The organism is Nocardia sp. NRRL S-836 (assembly GCF_001279525.1).
GTDB lineage: Bacteria > Actinomycetota > Actinomycetes > Mycobacteriales > Pseudonocardiaceae > Lentzea.
Window position 1 is genome coordinate 44,381 of record NZ_LGDY01000105.1, and the last position, 20,020, is coordinate 64,400.

Sequence of the window (20,020 nt, forward strand, 5' to 3'; positions counted from 1 at the left end):
TGACCGTCAAAGGGAAGCTCCACCCGTGCGTCAGGAACGAACCCAGCGGTGGTAGGCGTCGAGGTCGACGTTGCCGCCGCAGACCACGGTGACGACGTGCCGGCCGGCGAACCGGTCGCGGTCTTCGAGGACGGCCGCGACACCGAGCGCCGCCGAGGGCTCCACGACCAGACCGGTGTTCTCCAGCAGCAGCCGCATGCCCGCGATGATCGACGACTCGCGCACGAGCACGGCGTCGTCCGCCACCTCCAGGAGGTCGCCGAGGACCTCGGGGATGGGGAACCGGCCGGCGACGCCGTCGGCGATGGTGTCGGTCGTCTCCGTGGTGACGACGCGCCGCTCGTGCCACGAGCGGGTCAGCGCCGGTGCGCCCGCCGGCTGCACGCAGATCACCTCGGCCGCGGGTACCAGGGTCTTCAGCACGTGGCCCACGCCGGTGGCCAGCGCACCGCCACCCAGTGCGATCAGGACGGCGTCGAACGCGGACCCGACGTCCGCGAGTTCGAGCCCGATCGTCGCGGCGCCCTCGCACGTCTCGACGTCCAGGCTGTCCTCGAGCAACCGGATGCCGCGCTCGTACGCGATGCGCACGGCCCGCTCGCGGGCCATCTCGAAGTCGCCGTCCACCAGTTCCAGCTCCGCACCCAGCGCGCGGATCCGGTCGAGCTTCGCCGCGGGAGCCCTCACCGACGCCACGACCGTCACATCCAGGCCGCGGCGGCGACCCGACCAGGCGAGTGCCTGGCCGAGGTTGCCGGCGCTGGCGCACACGACGGCGGTGCGACCCTGCCGGGTCAGCAGGCCGGTGACGAGCTCGGTGCCGCGGCCCTTGAAGCTGCGCACCGGGTTCGCCGTCTCCAGCTTGACGCTCACGGTGCAGCCGAGCCGGCGTCCCAGCGCATCGCACCGGTACATCGGCGTGTCCAGGTACACCGGGTCGATCATGCGGCGGGCCGCGCGGATCCGGTCGAGATCAAGCCGCGTCTCGGGCACTCCGGGATCGTATCCAGCGGTCCGGCGCGAAAGGGCCGGAAACTCGGTTGCGTCGCAGGCCGTGGCCTGGTCCACTGCCCGAGACCAGTCGACTGGACGAGGAGAGGCACATGCGCGAGGCGTTCGTGTTCACCCAGAAGGTATTCGTTGCCTATCTAGAGGACATGACGCTTGTCGCGCACCTTGAACTTGGGGATCCTGGCTCACGTCGACGCTGGTAAGACCAGCCTCACCGAGCGGTTGCTGCACACCGCCGGTGTCATCGACGCACTCGGCAGCGTGGACGCGGGGAACACGCAGACCGACTCGCTCGCGCTCGAACGGCAGCGCGGCATCACGATCAAGTCCGCCGTCGCGTCGTTCGCCGTCGGCGACGTCGTGGTCAACCTGATCGACACACCGGGCCACCCGGACTTCATCGCCGAGGTGGAACGGGTGCTCGACGTGCTCGACGGCGCCGTGCTGGTGGTGTCGGCGGTGGAGGGCGTGCAGGCGCAGACCCGCGTGCTCATGCGCACGTTGCGGCGCCTGGAGATCCCGACCGTCGTCTTCGTGAACAAGATGGACCGCCGCGGCGCCGACGGGGAACGCGTGGCGCGCCAGGTGGCCGAGAAGCTGGCGGCCGACGTGCCGATCTACTTCGGGTCGGCGATCACCGGTGCCGGGGTGGACGAGCTGGTCGCCGGTGTCACGTCGGCGTTGCCGGTCACCGACCAGGTCGACGGCCCGCTGTCGGGCACGGTGTTCAAGGTCGAACGGGGCCGGGCGGGGGAGAAGGTCGCGTTCGTGCGGCTGTTCTCCGGGACCGTGCGGGTGCGCGACCGGGTGCGGATCGGTGACAGCGAAGGAAAAGTCACCGCCATCGCGGTGTTCGAGGGCGGCTCGGCACCGCGCCGCACCACCGCCAGGGCGGGGCAGATCGCGAAGCTCTGGGGCCTCGACGTCCGCATCGGCGACACGATCGGCGCCGCGCGGCGCGACCGCGTCCACCACTTCGCGCCGCCGACGCTGGAAACCGTGGTGGAGTCGGACAACCGGGTGGCCCTGCACTCGGCGCTGCGGCAGCTCGCCGAGCAGGACCCGTTGATCAACCTGCGGCTCGACGGCGACGACGTCGTGGTCTCGCTGTACGGCGAGGTGCAGAAGGAGGTCATCGAGGCGACGCTCGCCCTGGAGTACGGCGTCGCCGTCACGTTCCGCGAGACGAGGACGGTCCGCGTGGCACGTCCCCGTGGCGTCGGTGCGGCGGTGCGGTTCCTCGGTGAGAACCCCTACGCGGCCACGATCGGGCTGCGGGTGGAACCGGGGCCGGAGGAGTTCCGGCTGGAGGTGGAGCTGGGCTCGTTGCCCCTCGCCTTCTTCCGTGCCACCGAGGACGCCGTGCGGGACGCGTTGCGCGCCGACCGGGTGCACGACTGCACGGTCACGATGACGCACTCCGGCTACTTCTCGCCGGTGAGCGCGGCCGGCGACTTCCGCGGCCTCGCCCCGATCGTGCTGCGGGAAGCGTTGCACCGAGCCGGAACCGTGACGTGCGAACCGGTGCACCGCTTCCGGCTGGAGGTCCCGGCGGACACGCTCGCCGCGGTGCTCGTCGCGCTGGGCAAGGCCGGTGCGGTTCCGCTGACGACGACCACGACCGTCCTCGAAGGACACGTTCCGGCGGCGCGGGTGCACGAGCTGCACCGGCGACTGCCCTCCCTGACCCGCGGGGAAGGCGTGCTGGAGAGCGAGTTCGACCACTACGCCTGAGGTGTGCGGTGACCGGGCCGGCGCGGTGTGAGCGCCGGCCCGGCCGCGCGGGTCGTCAGAGCACGACGGGCTTGCCGCCGAGGGTCACGACGAGCCTGCCGCCGGAGGCGAACGACCAGCCGAGGGCTCCGGAGTAGCCGGAGCACCGGGAGCCGTTGGTGCCCGCCCAGAACTGGTTGGAGGAGTCGGCGTTGCCGACGACCTTGTCGTTGCTCCCGCTGCTGCTGCGGCAGGAGGTGTTGGTGCGGAACACCGAGCTGCCCGCCTCGAAGTTGAAGTTGCGCTCGTCGTTGTCGATGGCGAGGTTGTTCGACACCGTCATGGAACCGGGGTTGCGGTTGTAGGTGAAGCCGTGCTTGCCGTTGTCGTAGGCGATCGTGCGGGTGATCGTGTGGTTGACGGCGATGTCCTCGCCGCCGAGCTTGAAACCGTTGCGGTCGCCGTTGCCGGCCTGGCCGCCGTTGCTCAGGGTGCCGTTCTTGAACGCCAGCGAGTCCTCGATGGTGACGGCGCCGGTCGGTCCGGTGTCCGACTTGGTGTAGAGGTCCCAGCCGTCGTCGATGTTGTTGTGCGCCACGGAGTAGCGGAACACGTTGCCGGGCCCGGAGGTGAGCTTGGCCGCGAACCCGTCGGCGTCCTCGCCGTCGGAGTCGGCGTTGTCGTGCGACTCCGCGCTGAGGACGAGGTTGTAGGACGGCCACTGGTCCTTCGGCGTGGTCGACAACATGCGGGACAGCTGCAGGCCGGTGTCGCGGTTGAACCGGGTGATCGTGCGCTCGAAGATGTTGTGGCTGCCGCCGACGAAGATGCCGTTGTCCCCGGCGCGTTCGACGACGATGCCGTACACGTGCCAGTACGAGCCGTTCACGGCCAGGCCCCGGTTCGCCGGGTCCTCGGTCTGCGCCGAGAAGTTCAGCACCGGCTTCTCGTCCTGGTACGCGGTCAGCTTCTTGAGGGCACCGGCGGTGCCGTTGTTGGTGGGCGGGATCGTCACGGTCTGCGCGAAGCTGTACGTGCCGCCACGCAGGAAGATCGTGCCACCGGCGGCCACGCGGGGAAGCGCGGACGTCAGCGTGGTCGGGTCGGAGATCGTGCCGGAAGCGCTGTCACGACCGGTCGGCGACACGTACAGCGCGTTGGTCGGTGGCGTGCCGGTCGTCGTCGTGGTCGTCGTGGTTGTGGTGGTGGTCGACGTGGTCGTGCTGGTCGGACCGCCGGCGGGGGTGAGCGTCCACTGCTTCGTGGTGGCACCGTCGCAGGAGTTGGTCTGGATCAACGCTCCCGGTGTCGTGGCGTTGTCCTTGACGTTCAGGCACTTCCCGCCGTTGGCGTTGACCAGGCGGTGGTCGGTGCCGCTCGGGGTCAGCGCCCAGACCTGGCTCGCCGCACCGGTGCACGTCTCCAGCTGCACGGGCTTGCCCGCGCTCGTCGAGCCGTCGCGCACGCCCATGCACAGGCCGCCCGCGGTGATCCGGACCCCGCCGCTGACCTCCGTGAGCGCCCACTCCTGGCCCGCGCACGCCTGCTGCCGCAGTTGCGTCCCGCTCGACGGGCTCGTGCCCGCGTCGAGGCACTGGCCGCTGCCGGCGTTCTTCAGCACGTAGGTGCCCGCGGCGTTCGCGTTCGCGGCGAAGCCGGGCCACGCCGCGAGAACGGTGACGAGCGCGACGACGGCACCGCCCGACACCAGTCCCGCGCGGACGCGGCGTCGTCGCGTCCGGCGCTGTTCCGAAATGCCCATGGGAACTCCACTTCTCAACGGTGAGAGGAAGGGATTCGGTCAGAAGCGCGGCGGTTTCCCGTCGGATGCTAGGAGCGTTCTCGGCGTGCGGTCAACGGCAGAAAAATGCTGGTGGAGTCGATGCTCGCAATCGAACGCATCGAATGAACAGGTCAGCGCATGTCGAATCGATCAACGGTGTGAGTGCGGAAATATCCGCTGGTCACACTCGTGAACAAAACGGCCCATTCCCTGGTTCACCACCATGAATCCCGTCAGCCGAGTGGCGGCTGCTCCACCGCAATTCCGGACCGGTGGACCGCACTCTCACGCATTCAGTCTGGACCACGGCACCTACGAGGTCGCCGGGGAGATGGGCGAGGCGTTCCCCAACTACCTCCAGGACTTCATGCGGGGCATGGCGAACGGCCTCGCGGCGCACGCGGCCTCGGGCGCGGTGCCGTGGCAACAGCGGACTTGGCACTGGAGTCGGGCGAGCGTCGTGATCGTGGCCGGGCGCCGATGCGCGCCCGACCGCGATCAAGAACGGGTGGTGTTCCGCTGCGGAGCGGCCGACGTCATCTCCGGTCGAGCGCACCGGCGAGGGCCGGGACGGGGATCTCGAAGTGCACGGTCTGGTTGCGGCCGGGGTCGCCGTCGCGGGCGTCGCAGACCTCGACCGCGACCGAGCGCCAGAACGCCTCCGCACCGGCCACCCGCGTGTCGGTGTGCAGGTAGATCTGTTCGTAGCCGGGGGTTTCCGCGATGAACCGCACCGCGGCGCCGACCAGTTCGCGTGCCAGGCCACGGCGCCGGTGCTCGGCGCGGACGTACACCCGGAACAGCTGGGCCGTCCGGTCGCCGGCGTAGCGCTGCGCGAGCCACGCCGGATGCGGTGGGCTCGCCGGCCCCTGCGCCCGCACGGCCGTGGTGCCCACGACCTCGTCCCCGCAGGCCGCGACGAACAGCGCGTGCCGCGGGGTGTCGAGGTAGGTGGCGGCGAGGTCGATCACGTCGGCGTGCCACTGGGGCCGGTAGCCGTGGCCGAACTCGCGGTAGAAGGTGTCCAGCATGACGCTGCGGGCGCCCGGCAGGTCGGCGTGGGTCGCCGGCCGCACCTCGTAGGGGCCGGCCGGGTGGACGTCCGCTGCCTTGTGGTGCTTGTTCACTTCATCCTCTCTTTCGCGCCGTCCAGGGTCGTCGCGACCGGACCGCGCACGGCGACGCGCCCTTCGTGGAGCACGACCACCTGGTCGGCGAGACGGGCCACGACGTCGAGGTCGTGGCTGATCAGCACGAGCGCGCACGGCACGCTCGCGAGCAGGTCGAGCAACCCGGCGCGGGTGACCGCGTCCAGGCCCGAGGTGATCTCGTCGCACACGAGCACCTCGGGTTCGGCGAGCAGGGCACGCACGAGCGCGGCGCGTTGCAGCTCGCCACCGGACAGGCCGCGTGGCAGGCGCGACACCGCCTCCTCGTCCAAGCCGACCCGGTCCAGCGCGGCGAGTGCCGCGGCACGGGCGTCCGCTGCCCGCATCCCGCGCAGCCGCACCGCTGTTCGCGCAACCTGGTCCAGCACACGGCGGTGTTCGTCGAACGAGCCCCGCGCGTCCTGAAAGACGTACTGGACAGCGGCCAGGGCGGTCCGCGACCGGCGGCGCAACGACCGCGCGAGCGGCCGGCCGTGCAGGAGCACCTCGCCGGTGGCCTGCTGGTGCAGACCGGCCAGGCAGCGGCCGAGGGTCGTCTTGCCGCTGCCCGAGCGGCCGACGACCGCCAGGCGTTCGCCGACGTCCAGGTCCACGTCGTGCAGCACGGTGGTGTTGCGGTGCCGTGCGGTCAGGCCGCGCACCCGCAGCCGCGGCGCCCGTTCGGGGACCTCGGCGAACGCCTGCGGGGTGGCGTCGAGCAACGCGCGGGTGTAGTCCTCGCGGGGGGTGTTCAGCAGCTCGTGAGCGGATCCGGCCTCGACGACCCGGCCCGCGCGCAGCACCACGATCTCGTCGGCGAGCGCCCGCACCACCTCCACGTCGTGGGTGAGCAGCACCAGCGCGACACCCTGCGCCACAACGGCTGCGAGCTCGTCCACGACCTCGGCGCGGGTCAGGGCGTCCTGCCCGGTGGTGGGTTCGTCGGCCACCAGCACCGCCGGGTCACCGACCAGCGCCTGGGCGAGCACGACGCGCTGCTGCTGCCCACCGGAGAGCTGGTGCGGGTAGCGGCGCAACAGCTCGGCCGGCACCCGCGCCCGCCGCAGCGCCGTGCCGACCAGGTCGGCGGGAGCACCGTCGTGCAGCGCGGCGATCTCGCGGAACACGGCGCCCAGGCGGCGCACCGGGTTCAGCGCGGAGGCCGGTTGCTGCGGCACGAACCCCACGCGTCCACGCACCTCCACGCGTCCGCTCACCGCCACGCCGGGAGCGTGCTCACCGAGCAGGGCGAGGCCGGTGGTGGTCTTGCCGCTGCCCGACGCACCGACCAGGGCGAGCACCCGGCCCGCGGACAACGCGAAGCTGACGCCGTCGAGCAACACGTGCCCGCCCGCCTCGGCACGCAGGCCCTCGACGTGCACGACCGGGGTCACGTGCGCACCCGCCGCAACGCGCGGTCGAACACCAGGTTCAGCCCGACGGACAACGCGACGATCAGCAGCGCGGGCACCACGACCGTCAACGGCTGCAGGAACAACCCGCCGCGGTTGCGGTCCACCATCACGGCCCAGTCCGCCGCGTCGGGCGGCACGCCGACACCCAGGAAACTGGCCGACGCCACCAGGTACAGCGCCGCCGTGAGCCGGACGCCCACGTCGGCCGCCAGCGTGCGCAGCATCGACCGTCCGGTGTAGACGATCGAGGTCTGCCACCACGACTCGCCCTGCATGCGCATCGCCTCCAGCGCGGGCCGTCCGGAGATCTCCAGTGCCGCGGCGCGCGAAAGGCGTGCGACGTCGGGAAAGTTGACGAGCGTGACCACACCGACGAGCACGAGCAGACCCTGACCGGCGATGGCGGCCACCAGGATCAGCACCAGCAGCGACGGCACCGCGAGCAGCACGTCGAGCGGGCGCATCAGCACCTCGTCGACCAGCCGCAGCCGGGCGGTGGCCGCGAGAACGCCGTACGGCACACCGGCCAGGTAGGACGCGGCGGTGGCCGTCAACGCCACCAGCACGACCGTCTGGCCGCCCGCGAGCACCTGGTACCAGGCGTCGCGGCCCACGAAGTCGGTGCCCAGCGGCCCCACCGGCACGAACGGCGCGCCGCGGGTCTGCCGGTCCGGCACGAACAGCGGTCCCAGCAGCGCCAGCGCCAGCGGCACCGCGATCAGCAACCCGCCGACACCCGCGCGCCTCACGCGACCACCTCCGCGCGTGGTGCCAGCCGGAACGCCACCAGGTCCGCCAGCAGGTTCACGGCCACCGTGGTGACGGCGAAGACCACGGCCAGGCCCTGCACCACCGGCAGGTCGCGTGCCGCCACGGAGTCCACCAGCACGGTGCCGAGCCCGGGGATCACGAACACCGCCTCGACGACGATCACCCCGCCCAGCAACCAGTCCGTGGTCCGCGCGACCTGCTGCACCGCCGGTGCCAGCGCGTTGGGCAGAGCGTGGGCGAACCGCACCCGCGTCTCACCGATCCCGAGCCGGCGGGCGTGACGCACGTGGTCCGACGCCAGCGCGTCCACCATCCCCGCACGCACCAGGCGGCTGATCGAGCAGATCGGCCGGGCCAGCAGCACCACCAGCGGCAGCACCAGCACGGCGGGCTGGGCGGCCAGGTCCGCGCCGACCGCGGTCGGCGGCAGCCAGGCCAGCCGCACGCCGAACACCGCGATCAGCACCACGGCGAGCGCGAACTCGGGGATCGAGTGCAGCGCCACGCTGACCGACGTCAGCGCCCGGTCCAGCAGGCTGCCCTCGCGCACCGCCGCCAGCACCCCGACCAGCACCGAGATCGGGACCAGCAGCACCAGGGTCAGCGCCGCCAGCACGACGGTCGGGCCGATCCCGCTCGACAGGAACTCCGCGACCGGCCGCCCCGACACCAGTGACACGCCGAAGTCCAGCCGTGGCAACCCGGTGAGCCACTGCGCGAACCGCTCGGCCGTCGGCCGGTCCAGGCCCATGGCCGCACGGATCTGCGCGATCCGCGCGGGGTCCGGGTTGTCACCGGCCAACGCCACCGCCGCGTCTCCCGGCAGGGCCTCCACCAGGAAGAACACGAGGGTGACCACGGCGAGCACCTGCACCAGCCCCAGCGCGGCCCGCCGGGCCGTGTAGGACGCGAGGCTCACCCCAGCCACACCTTGTCGAACCGGGCCCAGTCCAGCGTGTTGGCCGGTGCGGTGGAGATCCCGCCGACGGTCGGCTTCGCGCCCAGGATCCAGTCGGCGAAGCCCCACATCAGGTAGCCGCCCTCGGCGTGCAGCACGCTCTGCATCTCCCGGTACGCCCGGGTGCGCGCGGCCGGGTCCGAAGTGGACACCGCCCTCTCGTACAGCGCGTCGAACTCGGGCCGCGCCCACCTGGTCACGTTGGTGCCCGAACCGCTGAGCAGGCGTTGCGCGATGTGGGTCTCGATGGGCATGGCACCGGAGCGGAAGCTCGACAGGGAGCCGTTCTTGAGCGTGTCCGCCCAGTAGCTGTCCTTGTTGCCCTGCACCACCTCGATGGTCAGGCCGGAGCCCTTGACCTGGTCGGCGAACACCGTGGCGGCCTCGACCATGCCGGCCGCCGCCGTCGAGGTGTCGAGCTTGACCACCAGGCCCTCCGCACCGGCCTTGCGGATCAGGAACTTCGCCTTGTCCAGGTCGCGTTCCCGTTGCGGCAGGTCGTCGGCGTAGTGCCGGTAGCCCTTGCCGAACAGGTCGTTGCCGACCTGCCCGCTGCCCGCGAGCACCGACTCCACCAGCTGCGGCCGGTCGGCGAGCAGGAACAGCGCCTCCCGCAGGTCGCGGTTGTCGAACGGGGCCCGGTCCACCTTCATGGCGAACGCCTGCACCGCGCTGTTGGGGGAGCGGTGGATCGTCATCCGGTCGCCGGAGGCGTTGCCGCGCGCGGTGGTCGGCGTGAGGTCGTGCGCGTACTCGACCTGGCCCCCCAGCAACGCGTTGGTGCGCGCGGACTCCTCGTTGGCGATCACGAACTCCAGCTCGTCCAGCAGCGGCGCGTCCTCCCAGTGGTCCGGGTTGCGCTTGAGCAGCACGGACCGGCCCGGCTCGAACGACACGAACCGGAACGCCCCCGACCCGACCGGTGCGGTGAAGTCCTCCGCGCCCTCGGGCACGATGTAGGCGCCGAACGCCGCGAGGGCGTTGGGGAACTCGCCGAACGGCCGCTTCAGCGCGAACTCCACGGTGCGGTCGTCGACGGCACGGCTGTTCGGCAGGTCGATCAGCGCGAGGCTCGACTTGGCGCGGAACGCGCGCTTCGGGTCGAGGATGCGCGCGTAGCTCGCGAGGACGTCCTGCGCTCGCACCGGTCTGCCGTCGTGGAACGCCGCCTGGCGCAGCGTGATCCGCCACCGGGTCAGGTCCACGTTCGGCTCCCACCTCTGAGCGAGCCGCGGCTGCGGCGACACGTCACCGCCGAGGTCGGCGAGCTTGTCGAACATCGCCTTCGACCGCGCGGCCTCGACGAACAGGTTGGCCAGGTGCGGGTCGAGGACCTCCTTGGCGCCACCACCGGCGAACGCGGCGCGGAGCCGGCCGCCGGTGCGCGGGGTGGAGGCCGCCGGGGCCGCACCGGCGCCGCACCCCGCGAGGGTGCCGACCGCCAGACCGGAGGTGAGGCCGAGGAAACCGCGGCGGTTCAGGGACATTCTGGTTCCTTTCACTGGCACCCGTCTCGGCGGAGGCGGGCCACGACGTGGAGGCGGTCGCCGGACAGCGCGCCACTCAGCGGGGCGTCGGCGGTCCAGAGCGGGTCGGTGCGCGGGCCGGGCGCGTCGAACAGGGCGAGCACGTCGAACCCGGCGAGGTCGAGCAGGTGGCGCAGCTCCTGCGGGAACAGCAGGCGCCAGGCCGACCGCTGCACGAGCGGTTCGGTGCGCTCCGCCCACTCCCAGGTGCGCCGGCGCCGCAGCAGCTGGGCGGCGTGGTCGATCCACAGCTCGGTGTGCGAGGTGTACTCGGTGCCCCGCCACGTGACCGAGCGGGTGCGCACACCGTCGAGCAGCTCGGTGTTGCCCAGGAAGAACGCGCCGTTGCGCATCTCCGCGACGAGCAGGCCGCCCGGCGAGAGGTGTGCGCGGCAGCGGGCCAGGAACGCGTCCAGGTCGGCGTTGGTGTGGCAGTACAGCATCGCGCTGTCCAGGCACGTGATGACGTCGAAGCGGCAGCCGAGGTCGAAGGACCGCATGTCGGCCAGCGCCACGCCGACCGCCGGGTGGTGCTTGCGGACGTGCGCGAGCATGGCCGCCGAGCTGTCGATGCCGGCGACGCGGTAACCGTTGCGCGACAACCAGCCCGCGTCACGGCCGGTGCCGCAGCCGATGTCGAGCAGGTCCCGTCCGCCGCCGAACCGGGTCACCACGTCGTGCACGAACCGGGCGGCCACGTGCCCGGGATCGGGGAACTGGTGCTCGTACAGCTCGGGGTTGTCGGTGAGCAGGTTCATCGGGTGATCCCTTCCGGCTGCGCCGGGGTGAGTGCGCCGCGGCGGTGCAGCCAGGCCACACCGGCGGCGCTGACGAGTCCGATCGCGACGCAGAGCAGGGACGCGAGCCGGTCGCCGACCCCGCTGACCCACCCGATCGCGGTGTTGCCGAGGGCGGCGGCCAGCCCCGACCCGAGGTAGAACACGCCGAAGTGCGTGCCCGCCAGGCTGTCCGGGCCGAACGAGGGGATCAGGTCGTAGACCAGCGGGTGCGCGATCATCACCCCGGCCGCCAGCGCGAGCGTGGCCACCAGCACCGGCACGAGCCCGGACCACAGCGCGGGCACGGCGAAGCCCGCGCCCATCACGGCGAGGCCGGCGGCGATCACGGGTCCCCGCGTGCGGTCCGCCACGAAGCGGGTGATGCGCACCTGGAACAGCAGCGTGACGACCGTGGAGACCACGAACAGCGCGGCCACCACCCCCGCCCACCCGGTGGCCTTCTGCGCCTGGATCGGCAGCAGCAGGTAGAGCTGGTTCTGCAGGACGAACATCCCGCTGAGCACGCCGGTGAACGCGACGAACCGGCGGTTCGCCAGGCACTCGCGCCAGTCGCCGAGGACCGACCCGCCCCGGCGAGCGGCCGGACGTGCGGGCAGCACGACGGCCTGGGCGGCGGTCAGCGCCGCGAAGATCCCGGCCGCCACCACCGCCGAGACGCGGAAGTCCCACAGCAGCAACACACTGCCGAGCACCGGCCCGCACAATGCACCCGCCTGGGCGTAGACGTTGAACCGCGCGAACGCCTCGGTGCGCTCCTTCCCCGCCTCCAAGGCGATGTACGCGCGCACCGCGGGGTTGAACAGCGCCCCGGCCAGTCCACTGAGGACCGATGCGAGCAGCACGACGGTCAGCGACTCACCGATCGCGAACAGCCCGAACCCGACCGTGCGCAACGCACAACCGGCCAGGATCGCCGTCCGCGGCCCGAGCCGGTCCGACGCCGTGCCGCCCACCAGGAACAGCCCCTGCTGGCTCAGCGTCCGCACGCCGAGCACCACGCCGATCACGGTCGCGGACATGCCCAGCGCGCCCAGGTGCACGGCGAGATAGGGGATGAGCAGGTAGAAACCGGTGTTCACGGCGAACTGGTTGACCAGCAACAACCGCACCGGCAACGTGAACCGGGTCATCGCCGCACCACGCCCAGACCTGGCGCCCCGGACAGCCGCAGCGTGCCGTCCTCACCGCCGATGCCCGACCACGGGTCGTGCGCCAGCAACAGGTGCCCGTCCAGGTCGACCCACCGGGCGTGCCCGGCGAGGTGGACCGCGGGCGCGATGCCGAGCGAGCTGGCCACCAGGCAACCCAGCATCACGTCCAGGCCGCCGTCGCGGGCGGCAGAGACGATGTCCAGCGCGGGCCGCAGGCCGCCGCACTTGGCGAGCTTGACGTTGACGCCGTCCACCGCGCCCGCGAGCCGCCGCACGTCGTCGGCGGTGGCGGCGTCCTCGTCGGCGACCAGCGGTGCCGGGCAGCGCTCGCGCACCCACGCCAGCGCGTCCGGATCACCGGGCGGGATCGGTTGCTCCACCGCGTCGAGCACGACACCCGCCGCGGTGAGCCGGTCGACGACGCGCACCGTCTCGTCCGCGCTCCAGCCGCCGTTGGGGTCGAGCACCAGCCGGGCCTCCGGTGCGGCGGCGCGGACCGCGGTCACGGCGGCGACGTCCCGTTCCGGATCGGCTCCCGCCTTGACCTTGAGCACGCGGAACCCGCGTCCGGTCAGCGCGGCCGCCTGGGCCGCGGCGTCCTGCGGCGTGGTGATGCCGATGGTGTAGGCGGTCGGGGTGTCGGCCCACCGCAGAACTCCGGCCAGCACGTGCACCGGAACGGCCCGGTGCAGGGCGAGCAGGTCGTGCAGTGCCGCGTCGACCGCCGCACGCACGCCCTGCGGCACAACGGGTTCCGCGTGCAGGGCGGCGAGCGCGGTGTCCGGTGAGTCCGCGCCGGCGAGGACCGGCCGGAGCCGCTCCAGGCAGGACGTGATCGCCTCGACGTCGAGCCGGTAGTAGGTGCTCGTGACGACCTCGCCGTGCCCGCGCTGCCCGTCGTGCTCCACGACGACGCGCACGGCGTCCCGGCGCGACATCACCGACCTGGAGATGCGCAGCGGTGTGCCCAGTTCGAGGCCGTAGACCTCCCAGTCGATCCTCACGCGAGCACCACCGCCCTCGGTGTGACGACCGTGCGGCACCGGGTCCAGCCCGTCGCCTCGACGCGGAGCGGGTCGCCGATCTCCACCGGCCGGTCGGCGGCCGGTGCGAGCAGGCCGCGGGCGGTGCAGAAGTCGTCGTCGAAGATCGTGCCGAGGTAGCGGTGCGGGCCGTCCGGGAAGATCGCCGCGACCGCCGCGCCGGGTTCGACCCTGGCCGCCCACGCCGCGACGAGCGCGACGGCGCCACTGCTCCACCCGCCCGTGACGAAGGCGTCGCGGGCGAGCCGGCGGCAGGCGTCCACCACCTCGACCGGGCCGAGCCAGTGCACCTCGTCGAACTCGGGGTACGCGACGTTGCGGGGGTGGATGCTGCTGCCCAGCCCGCGCATCACCCGTGCCCGCGCGGGCTGGCCGAAGATCGTGGAACCGACGGTGTCCACGCCGATCAGCCGCACCCCCGGCCAGTACCGGCGCAGCTCGGCGACGACACCGGCGCTGTGCCCGCCGGTGCCCACGCTGCACACCAGCACGTCGACCTGGTCGAGCTGCTCCACGAGCTCCCTGGCCAGCCCGACGTAGCCGCGCGGGTTGTCGGGGTTGTTGTACTGGTCGGGCCAGTAGGCGTCGGGGAACTCGCGCAGCACGGCTTGGAGCCGGTCCAAGCGCGCCTGCTGCCAGCCGCCCACCGGGTGCGGCCGGTCCACCACCTCCAGCCGGGCCCCGTGCGCGCGCAGCAGGGTGCGCATCGACGGCTCCAGCTCGCTGTCCACCACCAGGACCACCGGGTGGCCGAAGGCCTGGCCCGCGAACGCGAGCCCGAGTCCGAGCGTGCCGCTGGTCGACTCCACGACGACCGCGCCGGGACGCAGCTCGCCGCGGTCGCGGGCGGCGCGCAGCATGGACACCGCCGGCCGGGCCTTCATGCCACCGGCGCTCAGGCATTCGAGCTTGGCCCAGAACCCGCCGTGCCGGTGGGGGAGCGGCGTGTCGATGCGGGCGACCGGGCTCTGCCCCAGCAGGCCCAGCAGGTGCCGGTTCTGACGCGGGATCAGCACGACGGGCGCTCCGTGTGGTGGTGGATCGTCGTGGGACCGCCGTCGAGCCAGAAGAACGGGTACGGCTCGGCGGACACGGCACGCACACCGCTGCCGATGAACCACGGCAGGATCGCGGCCGCCGTCTGCGCGAACAGCACCACCGGCACGCCCGCCGCGACGGCACGGGCCAGCAGCGGCTCGAACGTGCCGTTGCCGACCGTCATCCCCGAGGCGAGGACGAGGTCGCAGCCGTCCAGCGCGCTCTCCGCGTCGGTGGTGACCGGCTCGCCCCACTCGGTCGTGCCGCCCTTGAGGTCGCACGCCGCGTAGCTCGCGCCGCGCTCGCGCAGGTGGTGCAGCAGCGAGTTGACCACCCCGACCACCAGCACGTGGTCGCCCGGCACGGGGTCGAGCAGGTCCACCACGGCCTGCGCGCGGGCCATGGACTTGGCCAGCGAGCTGCCGGGCCCGACGGTCACGGACTTGGTGGCGGTCAGGTGGTGCGGCCGGGCGTGCGCCAGGTAGGCGTCCAGCGCGGCGGTGCGGATGGCGGGGTTCGGGTGCCCGAGCAGGTCGAGCACCGATGCGCCGACGCAGTCGTGCACCTCATCGTCGGCGATGTCCTCCACGGCGCACGACCCGACCGCCTCCTCCACGCGCAGGCTGACCACGGTGTTGCGGTAGGACTGTCCGCGCGTGGCGTGCCGGGCACCCTGCCTGGTGGTGAACCCGACGGTCACGGAGCACGTCGCCGGGTCGGGCCCCAGCCCACCGCTCCTGGCGAGTTCGACGAGATCGGCGAGCGTCACGCGGACTCCTCGGCGTAGTCGACGGACAGCGCGCCCACGAGCTGCTCGGCCCGCGCACGGGCGCCCAGGCCGGCCGCGTCGGTCACCACGACGTGGCCGAGGTAGCTGTTGTTGCTGGTCGGCTCACCCGCGCGGTGACCGGGCCGCTTGACCGTCCAGTCCACGACGTCGGGCGCGGCGCCGAGTGCCTCGGCGCCGCGGACCGCGGACACCTGACCGGAGTGCGGCGGCAGCAGGAACGAGATCGCGGCGCTGCGCACACCGGTGTCCGCGGGACCGAGGTCCGGTCGTTGCCCGGCGGCCAGCTGCGCGTACGCGGCGGGCAGGTCGATGCCGGTGACCCGCCGGACCAGCTCGGTGATCTGGTTGCCCGCGGGACGCGGGTTGACCTCGACCAGCTTCGGCCCGTCCGGCGTCAGCTTGACCTCGGTGTGCCCGACCACGCGATCCAGGCCCAGTGCCTCGATCGCGGCGACGGCGACCGCCTCGGCCTCGCCGGTGGGCAGGTCGGCGGGGAACATGTGCCCGCTCTCCACGAACCACGGATCGCCCGCGACGCTCTTGTCGGTGACGCCGACGACGTGCGTCGTGCCGTCGACCGTGACGGTCTCGACGCTCACCTCCGGCCCGGTCAGCAGCTCCTCCACCAGCACGGTCCGCACCCTGGGCTGGTTGCGGGCGTTGACCGGGAACGCCTCGATCGCGGCGAACGCCTCGCGCAGCGCGGCCTCGTCGGCGACCTTGCGCACGAACATCCCGGCGCACAGGTCGACCGGTTTCACCACCAGCGGGTACCCCAGCTCCGCTGCCGCCCCGGCGAGCGCCGGCCAGTCCTCGGCGAGCGCGAAGCGAGGACCCGGCACACCGGCCGCGCTCAGCGTCGTGCGGGTGAGGTCCTTGCGGCACGCCCGTTCCACGGCCGCCGGATCGGGACCGGGCAGGCCCAGGTGCGCGGCGACCCGTGCGGTGGCCGGGAGGTAGTAGTCGCACGACGAGAGCACGCCGTCGAACCGCAGGACGGCGTGCAGGCGCTCGACGTGGTCCAGCAGCGCGGGCACGTCGTTGGTCTCGGCGGTGAGCACGTTCTCCGCTGCCAGCAACGGGTGCGGCTGCATCGGGGCGGCGCGCAGGTAGTGGTGCAGGTCGCGGGTGACGAAGGTGAAGCGGTGTCCCGACTCGTTGATCGCCCTCGGCAGCAGCGAGCTCATCGCGCCGACCCAGCTCTCGATCATCAACAGGTGAGCCACATGTCCCCCTCCCCGGCCGCGACTCCCGCGGCCGACTGGGGAACATGGTAATCATTACCGTTTTCAAAGATCCACCGCCTCCTGAAAACGGTTGTCACCTTCCCTGGAGGCATCGGGTCAGGACGCACCAAGCGCCGGTGAGCGGGAGTCCGCTCACCGGCGCTTGGGGTCTGTCTTGTCGAGCTGGCGCAGCGCGCCGAGCTGTCACGGCCCGGTCGCCTCCACGGGCAGGACGACCTGGAACCGGGTGTCTCCCGGCACCGATTCCACCCGGATGTCGCCGTGGTGCTTGTTGACCACGATCCGCCACGAGATCTCCAGCCCGAGCCCGGTGCCCTCGCCGACCGGCTTGGTCGTGAAGAACGGTTCGAAGATCCGGCCCTGCACCTCCGCCGGGATGCCGGGACCGGTGTCACCGATCTCCACGACGAGGTGCCGGTCCTGCCGGAAGGTCCGGATGGTCAGCGTTCCCGAACCACCCATCGCGCCCAGGGCGTTGTCGATCACGTTCGTCCACACCTGGTTGAGCTCGCCGGCGTAGGCGGGGATGGAGGGCAGCGTCCGATCGTAGTCCTTGACCACCCGCACGTCCGCGAACTTCCCGCCGAACATGACCAGCGTCGAGTCCAGCAGCTCGTGCACGTCGACCACCTGGAACGGTGTGCGGTCCATCTGCGAGTACTGCTTGGCGGCGGAGACCAGGGTGGACACCCGCGTGGTGGCGTCCTCGATCTCGTTCATCAGCAGCTCGGTCTCGACCGTGTACCGCAGCCAGTGCACGGCCGACTCGGTGACCGTTTCGGGGCACGGTGCGAGCGCGCTCTCCAGCCACTCGACGTCCAGCCCGCCCGCGACCAGGACGGGCGCGACGTCCCAGCCGCCGCCGATGCCCCGGTCGTCCAGCCAGTCGGAGACCTCGTCCTCGGCGTCGCTGGCCTGAAGCGGGCTGAGCTTCGGCGCCTTGGCGACCCGTTCGACCGCCTTCTCCTGCAGCTTGACCAGCGACGGCAGCACGGACGGGTCGATCGCCCCCTGCGCCAGCAGGGCCAGCTTGTGCCGCATCCCCGCGACCCGCTCGCGCAGCGCCGCCGTCGCGCGAACCGCGGCCGCGGCTGGGTTGTTGAGCTCGTGGGTGAGGCCCGCCGACAGCGCGCCGAGCGCGGTGAGCCGTTCGTGCTGACCCACCGTCGCCTGGGTGTTCCGCATGCCCCAGAACAGGCCCTCCAGCAGGTGCATCGCCATCGGGAACCAGGTGCGGACCACCGGCCCGAACTCGTCGGCGTCGAACTGCAGCATCGACGTGGCGGTGATCGACTCGACGGTCATCTGGTAGGTCGGCTGGTCGAGCTCCAGGTAGGCCTGCGTGGCACCGAAGTACGAGCCGCGCAGGCTGCTGCGGCTCACCTCCACGCGCTGGCCGCCGAGGTTGCGGCACAGGGCGACCGTTCCGTCGAGCAGCACGAAGAAGCACGTCGCCGGCTCGCCCTCGATGAGCACGGGCGTGCCCGCCGCGCGGGTCTCGACGTGGCCGTGACCGGCCAGCCAGTCCAGCTGCTCGTCGTCGAGCTTCTCGAACAGGAACAGCTCGCGCAGCTCGGCCGCGGTGAGGCGGTCCATCACGACCTCGCCAGGTAGCGGTGGACCAGCGTGACCGCCATGGCGCCCTCACCGACGGCGGACGCGACCCGCTTCACCGAGTCCGACCGGACGTCGCCCGCGACGAACACACCGGGCACGCTCGTCTCCAGGTGGTACGGCGCCCGGTCGAGGTCCCAGCCGGGCGGTGAGCCGCCGAGGTCGGGCCCGGCGAGCAGGAACCCGTGCTCGTCGCGTTCCAGCGTGCCGTCCAGCCAGTCCGTGCGCGGGGCGGCGCCGATGAACGCGAACAACCGGCTCGCCTCGACCGTCGTCGTCTCGCCCGTCTTGTTGTGCAGCAACGTCAGCGTTTCGAGGTGGTCCTCACCCGTGCCGCCGACGACCTCGGTCTGCGTGCGCACCTCCACGTTCCCGATCGCCGCGAGCTGGTCGACCAGGTACCGCGACATCGACTGCTCCAGCGAGTCGCCCCGCACCAGGAGCACCACCCTGCGCGCGTGCCCGGAGAAGTAGACGGCCGCCTGGCCCGCGGAGTTCGCGCCGCCCACCAGGTAGACGTCCTGGCCGGCGCAGTTCGGGCCCTCGGTGGTCGAGGCGCCGTAGTACACGCCCCGCCCGGTCAGCTCACCGAGGCCCGGCGCGTCGAGCAACCGGTACGACACACCGGTGGCGAGGATGACGGTGTGGGCGGCGAGCTCGGTGCCGTCACCGAACCGCACGACCCGTGCCGCTCCCCGGCGCTCCAGGGCGACGACGTCGCGGGTGGTGAGCAGCTCGACCCCGAACTTGACGGCCTGCCTGCGGGCGCGCTCGGTCAGCTGCCCGCCGGACACCCCGTCGGGGAAGCCCAGGTAGTTCTCGATGCGGCTGCTCGTGCCCGCCTGGCCACCCGTCGCGATCCGCTCCACGAGGACGGTCCGCAGCCCCTCGGAACCCCCGTACACCGCGGCACCCAGCCCCGCGGGTCCGCCACCGACGACGATCAGGTCGTAGAACTCGGCCGACGGCTGCGTGCTCAGGCCCACCTCGGCGGCGAGCTCCGCGTCGGACGGGTCGACCAGGGCGCTGCCCCGAGCCGTGACCACGACCGGCAGCGTCGTCCCGTCCTGGTGCGCCGCCGTGAGCAGGCAGCGCGCCTCCGGCTCGTCCAGCGCGTGCCAGCGGAACGGAACGCTGTTGCGCGCCAGGAAGTCCCGCACCTCGTAGGACCGCGGCGACCAGCGGTGCCCGATCACCCGCACCCGCTGCGGCGGCTGCCGGTCGCTCACGGCCCAGGCCCTCAGTTGCTCGTCGAGCACCGGGTAGAGGTTCTGCTCCGGCGGGTCCCACGGCTTGAGCAGGTAGTGGTCGAGGTCCACGACGTTGATCGCCTGGATCGCGGCCTCGGTGTCCGCGTACGCCGTGAGCAGCACCCGGCGCGCCTGCGGGAACACGTCCATGGCCTGTTCGAGGAACTCGATGCCGCTCATCTGCGGCATCCGGTAGTCGGCCAGCAGCGCCGCGACCTCCTCGCCGCGCAGCTTGATCTCGTGCAGGGCCTCCAGCGCCTGCGGACCGGACTCCGCCCGCACGACCCGGTAGTGCTCGCCGTACTTCCTGCGCAGGTCGCGCGCCACCGACCGCGACACGGCCGGGTCGTCGTCCACCGTGAGGATCGAGGGCCGCGCGACGCGACCGGCAGTCGTCATGCGACCAGTCAAACACCACGACTTGTCGATGTCCGCAGCCGAGGTACCGTCTGGCCGTGACCACTACCTGCGAACACGTCGCCGAACTGGGCCCGGAGCCCAAGCCCAGCACGCTGGAGGGCTGCGAGGACTGCCTCGCCACCGGCGGCGGGTGGGTGCACCTGCGCCTGTGCCTGGACTGCGGCAAGGTCGCCTGCTGCGACTCCTCGCCCGCGAAGCACGCCTCGAAGCACTTCGCCGCCGAGGGGCACCCGATCATCCGGTCGTTCGAGCCGGGCGAGACCTGGCGCTGGTGCTTCGTGGACAACACGCTCGTCTGACCCGCCGGACCGGTGCGGGCCGCCTCGCGGGGCGGTCCGCACC

General features: G+C 72.3%; 17 protein-coding genes. 2 read left to right on the top strand and 15 right to left on the bottom strand.

What is annotated here, in order from left to right; translation table 11 throughout:
* Positions 1-30: 30 nt before the first annotated feature.
* On the bottom strand, positions 31-993 hold the full coding sequence (locus ADL03_RS23675) for a threonine/serine dehydratase (RefSeq protein WP_157529128.1): 963 nt from the start codon (positions 991-993) through the stop codon (positions 31-33).
* A 189-nt stretch (positions 994-1,182) separates the two neighbouring features.
* On the opposite strand from ADL03_RS23675, the gene ADL03_RS23680 reads away from it, so the two are divergent.
* Positions 1,183-2,745 carry a translation factor GTPase family protein gene (locus tag ADL03_RS23680; RefSeq protein ID WP_231642170.1) on the top strand — a complete coding sequence of 521 codons (1,563 nt, stop codon included), beginning with the start codon at positions 1,183-1,185 and terminating at the stop codon, positions 2,743-2,745.
* A gap of 55 nt (positions 2,746-2,800) precedes the next feature.
* Here the strand turns inward: ADL03_RS23680 and ADL03_RS23685 are convergent, their stop codons facing one another.
* The 14 genes from ADL03_RS23685 to ADL03_RS23750 all read right to left on the bottom strand — a co-directional run bounded on the left by ADL03_RS23685 (position 2,801) and on the right by ADL03_RS23750 (position 19,657).
* Entirely contained in the window at positions 2,801-4,486 is a 1,686-nt protein-coding gene (locus ADL03_RS23685) for an RICIN domain-containing protein (RefSeq protein ID WP_082373413.1), read from the bottom strand.
* 557 nt (positions 4,487-5,043) lie between these two features.
* A complete protein-coding gene (locus ADL03_RS23690; RefSeq protein WP_053735727.1) occupies positions 5,044-5,634 on the bottom strand; it encodes a GNAT family N-acetyltransferase in 591 nt (196 codons plus the stop codon).
* Positions 5,631-7,049 (bottom strand): ABC transporter ATP-binding protein, encoded by a 1,419-nt coding sequence (locus tag ADL03_RS23695; RefSeq protein ID WP_053735728.1) that lies wholly within the window; start codon positions 7,047-7,049, stop codon positions 5,631-5,633. Before ADL03_RS23695 ends, ADL03_RS23690 begins: the two co-directional genes overlap by 4 nt.
* Positions 7,046-7,819 (bottom strand): ABC transporter permease, encoded by a 774-nt coding sequence (locus ADL03_RS23700; RefSeq protein ID WP_053735729.1) that lies wholly within the window; start codon positions 7,817-7,819, stop codon positions 7,046-7,048. The genes ADL03_RS23695 and ADL03_RS23700 overlap by 4 nt, the downstream gene beginning before the upstream one ends.
* Positions 7,816-8,760 (bottom strand): ABC transporter permease, encoded by a 945-nt coding sequence (locus ADL03_RS23705; protein WP_197288590.1) that lies wholly within the window; start codon positions 8,758-8,760, stop codon positions 7,816-7,818. Before ADL03_RS23705 ends, ADL03_RS23700 begins: the two co-directional genes overlap by 4 nt.
* Positions 8,757-10,286: an ABC transporter substrate-binding protein gene (locus ADL03_RS23710; RefSeq protein ID WP_053735731.1), complete on the bottom strand. Its 1,530-nt coding sequence runs from the start codon at positions 10,284-10,286 to the stop codon at positions 8,757-8,759. The genes ADL03_RS23705 and ADL03_RS23710 overlap by 4 nt, the downstream gene beginning before the upstream one ends.
* 11 nt (positions 10,287-10,297) lie before the next feature.
* On the bottom strand, positions 10,298-11,083 hold the full coding sequence (locus ADL03_RS23715) for a trans-aconitate 2-methyltransferase (protein ID WP_053735732.1): 786 nt from the start codon (positions 11,081-11,083) through the stop codon (positions 10,298-10,300).
* The gene (locus ADL03_RS23720; protein WP_053735733.1) at positions 11,080-12,255 is read right to left on the bottom strand and encodes an MFS transporter; all 1,176 of its coding nucleotides are present in this window, start codon (positions 12,253-12,255) and stop codon (positions 11,080-11,082) included. Before ADL03_RS23720 ends, ADL03_RS23715 begins: the two co-directional genes overlap by 4 nt.
* Positions 12,252-13,280: a dipeptide epimerase gene (locus ADL03_RS23725; RefSeq protein ID WP_053735766.1), complete on the bottom strand. Its 1,029-nt coding sequence runs from the start codon at positions 13,278-13,280 to the stop codon at positions 12,252-12,254. The genes ADL03_RS23720 and ADL03_RS23725 overlap by 4 nt, the downstream gene beginning before the upstream one ends.
* Entirely contained in the window at positions 13,277-14,335 is a 1,059-nt protein-coding gene (locus ADL03_RS23730; protein WP_053735734.1) for a PLP-dependent cysteine synthase family protein, read from the bottom strand. The genes ADL03_RS23725 and ADL03_RS23730 overlap by 4 nt, the downstream gene beginning before the upstream one ends.
* Entirely contained in the window at positions 14,329-15,126 is a 798-nt protein-coding gene (locus ADL03_RS23735) for a Rossmann-like domain-containing protein (protein WP_053735735.1), read from the bottom strand. The genes ADL03_RS23730 and ADL03_RS23735 overlap by 7 nt, the downstream gene beginning before the upstream one ends.
* Positions 15,123-16,373 carry an ATP-grasp domain-containing protein gene (locus tag ADL03_RS23740; RefSeq protein WP_053735736.1) on the bottom strand — a complete coding sequence of 417 codons (1,251 nt, stop codon included), beginning with the start codon at positions 16,371-16,373 and terminating at the stop codon, positions 15,123-15,125. Before ADL03_RS23740 ends, ADL03_RS23735 begins: the two co-directional genes overlap by 4 nt.
* 204 nt (positions 16,374-16,577) lie before the next feature.
* A complete protein-coding gene (locus tag ADL03_RS23745; RefSeq protein WP_053735737.1) occupies positions 16,578-17,990 on the bottom strand; it encodes an ATP-binding protein in 1,413 nt (470 codons plus the stop codon).
* On the bottom strand, positions 17,990-19,657 hold the full coding sequence (locus ADL03_RS23750) for an FAD-dependent oxidoreductase (protein ID WP_053735738.1): 1,668 nt from the start codon (positions 19,655-19,657) through the stop codon (positions 17,990-17,992). The genes ADL03_RS23745 and ADL03_RS23750 overlap by 1 nt, the downstream gene beginning before the upstream one ends.
* 56 nt (positions 19,658-19,713) lie before the next feature.
* Between ADL03_RS23750 and ADL03_RS23755 the strand changes: the two genes are divergently transcribed.
* A complete protein-coding gene (locus ADL03_RS23755) occupies positions 19,714-19,977 on the top strand; it encodes a UBP-type zinc finger domain-containing protein (RefSeq protein WP_053735739.1) in 264 nt (87 codons plus the stop codon).
* Positions 19,978-20,020: the final 43 nt, after the last annotated feature.